Origin of the sequence: Niabella hirudinis, from assembly GCF_051201075.1 — a bacterium.
GTDB classification, from domain to species: Bacteria; Bacteroidota; Bacteroidia; order Chitinophagales; family Chitinophagaceae; genus Niabella; species Niabella hirudinis.
In genome coordinates this window covers 1-5,608 of the sequence record NZ_JBPEHJ010000023.1, presented here as the reverse complement: position 1 = coordinate 5,608, position 5,608 = coordinate 1, and the positions used below count along the sequence as shown (strand labels likewise).

General features: G+C 48.4%; 3 tRNA genes and 3 rRNA genes. All 6 read left to right on the top strand.

Annotation, left to right across the window (positions count from 1 at the left end):
• Positions 1-24: 24 nt before the first annotated feature.
• The 6 genes from GGU45_RS21735 to rrf all read left to right on the top strand — a co-directional run bounded on the left by GGU45_RS21735 (position 25) and on the right by rrf (position 5,404).
• Positions 25-1,550 (top strand): 16S ribosomal RNA (locus GGU45_RS21735).
• A gap of 162 nt (positions 1,551-1,712) precedes the next feature.
• Positions 1,713-1,790, top strand: a tRNA-Ile gene (locus tag GGU45_RS21730).
• A gap of 10 nt (positions 1,791-1,800) precedes the next feature.
• A tRNA-Ala gene (locus GGU45_RS21725) sits at positions 1,801-1,874 on the top strand.
• A gap of 5 nt (positions 1,875-1,879) precedes the next feature.
• Positions 1,880-1,957 (top strand) — tRNA-Cys (locus GGU45_RS21720).
• Positions 1,958-2,296: 339 nt separating this feature from the next.
• Positions 2,297-5,094, top strand: a 23S ribosomal RNA gene (locus tag GGU45_RS21715).
• 198 nt (positions 5,095-5,292) lie between these two features.
• Positions 5,293-5,404: ribosomal RNA gene (gene rrf, locus GGU45_RS21710) — 5S ribosomal RNA — on the top strand.
• Together the 16S, 23S and 5S rRNA genes with 3 tRNA genes alongside form the textbook arrangement of a ribosomal RNA operon.
• Positions 5,405-5,608: the final 204 nt, after the last annotated feature.

Here is a 5,608-nt window from a genome sequence, read left to right as displayed (position 1 = left end):
ACAGTCAGTAAATCAAACTCATTTACAACGGAGAGTTTGATCCTGGCTCAGGATGAACGCTAGCGGCAGGCTTAATACATGCAAGTCGAGGGGTAGAGAGGAGCTTGCTCTTCTTGAGACCGGCAAACGGGTGCGGAACACGTACACAACCTTCCTTTTAGAGGGGGATAGCCCAGGGAAACTTGGATTAATACCCCGTAATATATTGATGAGGCATCTTATTAATATTAAAGTGGCAACATGCTAAAAGACGGGTGTGCGTATGATTAGGTAGTTGGTGAGGTAACGGCTCACCAAGCCAACGATCATTAACTGGTGTGAGAGCACGACCAGTCACACGGGCACTGAGACACGGGCCCGACTCCTACGGGAGGCAGCAGTAAGGAATATTGGTCAATGGACGCAAGTCTGAACCAGCCATGCCGCGTGGAGGATGAAGGTCCTCTGGATTGTAAACTTCTTTTATCTGGGGCGAAAAAAGGGAATTCTTTCCCGTCTGACGGTACCAGATGAATAAGCACCGGCTAACTCCGTGCCAGCAGCCGCGGTAATACGGAGGGTGCAAGCGTTATCCGGATTCACTGGGTTTAAAGGGAGCGTAGGTGGGCTAGTAAGTCAGTGGTGAAATCTCCGAGCTTAACTTGGAAACTGCCATTGATACTATTGGTCTTGAATATTGTGGAGGTTAGCGGAATATGTCATGTAGCGGTGAAATGCATAGATATGACATAGAACACCAATTGCGAAGGCAGCTGGCTACACATATATTGACACTGATGCTCGAAAGCGTGGGGATCAAACAGGATTAGATACCCTGGTAGTCCACGCCCTAAACTATGGATACTCGACATTTGTGATACACAATAAGTGTCTGAGCGAAAGCATTAAGTATCCCACCTGGGAAGTACGATCGCAAGATTGAAACTCAAAGGAATTGGCGGGGGTCCGCACAAGCGGTGGAGCATGTGGTTTAATTCGATGATACGCGAGGAACCTTACCTGGGCTAGAATGCGAGTGCCGTACCGTGAAAGCGGTATTTCTAGCAATAGACACAAAGCAAGGTGCTGCATGGCTGTCGTCAGCTCGTGCCGTGAGGTGTTGGGTTAAGTCCCGCAACGAGCGCAACCCCCATCACTAGTTGCCATCAGGTAACGCTGGGAACTCTAGTGAAACTGCCGTCGTAAGACGCGAGGAAGGAGGGGATGATGTCAAGTCATCATGGCCTTTATGCCCAGGGCTACACACGTGCTACAATGGGGAGGACAAAGGGTTGCGACATAGTGATATGAAGCTAATCCCAAAAACCTCTTCTCAGTTCGGATCGCAGTCTGCAACTCGACTGCGTGAAGCTGGAATCGCTAGTAATCGTATATCAGCAATGATACGGTGAATACGTTCCCGGACCTTGCACACACCGCCCGTCAAGCCATGAAAGCCGGGTGTACCTGAAGTCGGTAACCGTAAGGAGCTGCCTAGGGTAAAACTGGTAATTGGGGCTAAGTCGTAACAAGGTAGCCGTATCGGAAGGTGCGGCTGGAATACCTCCTTTTTAGAGCTTGTAGAGGGTTGGAAATTTTCAACCCCAACAATGATTTACCGTGCTGTTGTTTCCTAATCTTTCAATGTTATTGAAGTTCTTTTAAAATAAAGACAAGCCCGAGGGTTAACGGAGGCAACTATCTTGAGGCCCCTTTAGGGGTTTGGGGTACAAAGATCCGTAGCTCAGCCTGGTTAGAGCACTACACTGATAATGTAGGGGTCACCAGTTCAAATCTGGTCGGGTCTACCAAGAAATCACTGGGGGGTTAGCTCAGTTGGCTAGAGCATCTGCCTTGCACGCAGAGGGTCATCGGTTCGACTCCGATATCCTCCACAAAAGAGGTGGTTAGCTCAGTTGGATAGATGCATCCCGATTGCAAATCGGGAGGGTCATCGGTTCGACTCCGATATCCTCCACAGATCAAATTTGAAGATGAATAATTTGATAATTTGAAAATTAGTTCTTTTAAGATGAGATAATGACTTAGGGTCTGCTGGTTCGCAACCAGGTTGTCTACAAATGCTTCTTTCTCCCTTTCTTTAGGAGAGGGTTAGGGTGAGGCTAAGTTCTTTGACATATTGGAAAAAAAAACTGTTAGGAGAGTACCTAACAACAATCACAATTTTGTAAAATCACACTATAGAGAAATTTATGGTTGGTCTGAAGGAATGTGGTTGGGTAACAAATCTACAACAAACTAAAAATCAAGTCCAGCAGAGATGCTGGCCTCATATTAAATAAGTTTAATAAACTTTTTTAAAGCGAATAAGGGCGTATGGTGGATGCCTTGGGTCTGAGAGGCGATGAAGGACGTGGTAAGCTGCGATAAGCTCGGGGGAGCTGCACACAAGCATTAAATCCCGAGATTTCCGAATGGGACAACCTAATATACTGAAGGTATATTACTCGAAAGAGAGCCAACCCGGAGAACTGAAACATCTAAGTACCCGGAGGAAAAGAAAATAAGTCAATGATTCCCTAAGTAGTGGCGAGCGAACAGGGAAGAGCCTAAACCAGCTTCGCGTGCGGAGCTGGGGTTGTAGGACTACTTTTAGAAATCGTTATCAAGCAGAATTTTCTGGAAAGTTAAGCCAAAGCGGGTGATAGCCCCGTAAGCGGAAATTAACGAGGACGTGTAGTATCCTGAGTAGGGCGGGACCGGAGGAATCCTGCTTGAATCTGCCAGCACCATCTGGTAAGGCTAAATACTCCTCAGACACCGATAGTGAACCAGTACCGTAAGGGAAAGGTGAAAAGCACCCTGAATAAGGGAGTGAAATAGTACCTGAAACCGTACGCCTACAAGCGGTCGGAGCAACGCAAGTTGTGACGGCGTGCCTTTTGCATAATGAGCCTACGAGTTACTCCTCACTGGCGAGGTTAAGTTTATTAAAACGGAGCCGTAGCGAAAGCGAGTCCGAACAGGGCGCTTAGTCAGTGGGGGTAGACGCGAAACTTTGTGATCTATCCATGGTCAGGTTGAAGGTGTGGTAACACACACTGGAGGACCGAACCCGTTGACGTTGAAAAGTCTTGGGATGAACTGTGGATAGGGGTGAAAGGCCAATCAAACTGAGAGATAGCTCGTTCTCCCCGAAATGTTTTTAGGAACAGCCTCGGATTTTAGAAGTGTACTAGAGGTAGAGCTACTGATTGGGCTAGGGGGCTTCACCGCCTACCAAACCCTGACAAACTCCGAATGCTAGTACATATCTCCGGGAGTGAGGCTGTGGGCGCTAAGGTCCATGGCCGAGAGGGAAATAACCCAGAATAGCAGCTAAGGTCCCCAATACATGGTTAAGTTAGACAAACGATGTAGAGTTTCAATAACAGCCAGGATGTTTGCTTGGAAGCAGCAATTCATTTAAAGAGTGCGTAACAGCTCACTGGTCGAGAGACTCTGCGCGGAAAATAATCGGGTATTAAACCATGAACCGAAGCTCTATGATTGCCACTAGGTGGTATATCGGTAGGGGAGCATTCTAATGGCATCGAAGGTGTACGGCGACGTATGCTGGAGCGATTAGAAAAGAAAATGTAGGCATAAGTAACGATAAATAAGGTGAAAAACCTTATCGCCGAAAGTCTAAGGGTTCCTGATCAACGTTAATCGGATCAGGGTTAGCCCGGTCCTTAGTCAAACCCGAAAGGGGTAGACGATGGAAAGCAGGTTAATATTCCTGCGCCTGCTATGTATTAAAAGTGACGGAGCATGTTAGCTGCCTAGTCTGACGGATTAGACGAGTGGAACCTTCGGGTGAAGCGTAGCAGTGAGAGTGCTTCCAAGAAAAGCGAGCATAGCAGCCGGTACCGCAAACCGACACAGGTAGACGGGATGAGTATTCTAAGGCGCTCGGGTGAGCCGTGGAGAAGGAACTAGGCAAATTGATGCTGTAACTTCGGGATAAAGCATACCACAGCGATGTGGTCTCAGTAAAATGGTTCAACCAACTGTTTAACAAAAACATAGGGCCCTGCAAAATCGAAAGATGACGTATAGAGCCTGATACCTGCCCGGTGCTGGAAGGTTAAGGAAGGATGTTCGGAGTAATCCAAAGCTTCTGACTGAAGCCCCAGTAAACGGCGGCCGTAACTATAACGGTCCTAAGGTAGCGAAATTCCTTGTCGGGTAAGTTCCGACCTGCACGAATGGTCTAATGAGTTGAACGCTGTCTCCTCCACGAGCCCGGTGAAATTGTAGTATCGGTGAAGATGCCGGTTACCCGCCACGGGACGGAAAGACCCCGTGAACCTTCACTACAACTTTGCATTGATTTTGAATTACGGATGTGTAGCATAGTTGGGACGCTATGAAGCGGTGGCGCCAGCCATTGTGGAGCGGTCGTTGAAATACCAACCTTCTTTGATTTAGAATCTAATGACGCGAGTCACACAGTGCATGGTGGGTAGTTTGACTGGGGTGGTCGCCTCCTAAAGAGTAACGGAGGCTTGCAAAGGTTCCCTCAGTACGGTTGGTAATCGTACGCAGAGCGCATTAGTAAAAGGGAGCTTGACTGTGAGACAAACAGGTCGAGCAGGGACGAAAGTCGGCTAAAGTGATCCGGCGGTTCTGTATGGAAGGGCCGTCGCTCAAAGGATAAAAGGTACTCCGGGGATAACAGGCTGATCTCCCCCAAGAGCTCATATCGACGGGGAGGTTTGGCACCTCGATGTCGGTTCGTCACATCCTGGGGCTGGAGAAGGTCCCAAGGGTTCGGCTGTTCGCCGATTAAAGTGGCACGTGAACTGGGTTCAGAACGTCGCAAGACAGTTCGGTCCCTATCTGTGGTGGGCGTTAGTAAATTGCGAGGACATGACCTTAGTACGAGAGGACCGGGTCGTACGTGCCGCTGGTGTATCTGTTGTGCCGCCAGGTGCAATGCAGAGTAGCTAAGCACGGACAGGATAAACGCTGAAAGCATCTAAGCGTGAAACCTGCCTCAAGATGAGTTTACTTTTAAGGGCCGTCAGAGACTATGACGTTGATAGGCTACAGGTGTAAAGGTGGTAACATCAAAGCCGAGTAGTACTAATTGCCCGTAAGCTTTAATTTTATTACCCCTCCCCCAACCCCTCCCAAAGGAGGGGGGCAGGAAGCGGTTAATAGTAGAAGACTCTCCTGACTTTTTTTTCCAATATGTTAATCTTATTGGGCCTCCCTAAATCCCTCCGAAGGAGGGACTTATTAAGAGGCCATTTTATAAAGAGATTCCTTCCCCTCTCCCTTTGGGGGAGTTGGAGGGGGCCGATTTATGGTGGTTATACCAAGGGTGTTCACCTCTTCCCATACCGAACAGAGAAGTTAAGCCCCTTATGGCCGATGGTACTGCACCACAATGCGGGAGAGTAGGTAGCTGCCATTCTTATTGAAGAGCCTCACAGAAATGTGAGGCTTTTTTTTGCACCTAAGTGAACAGGCATCCCAGTATGCTGTGCTATCGGAACTGAGTCGCGCTTCGGCTGCTGTTTGATTTTAACCGCGATGAACGCAATGAATGCGCTAAGGTCGCAATGACAGCCATCCTGGTGAACCTTGCGTGGCCCTTGCGACCGTTGCGGTTAAAATT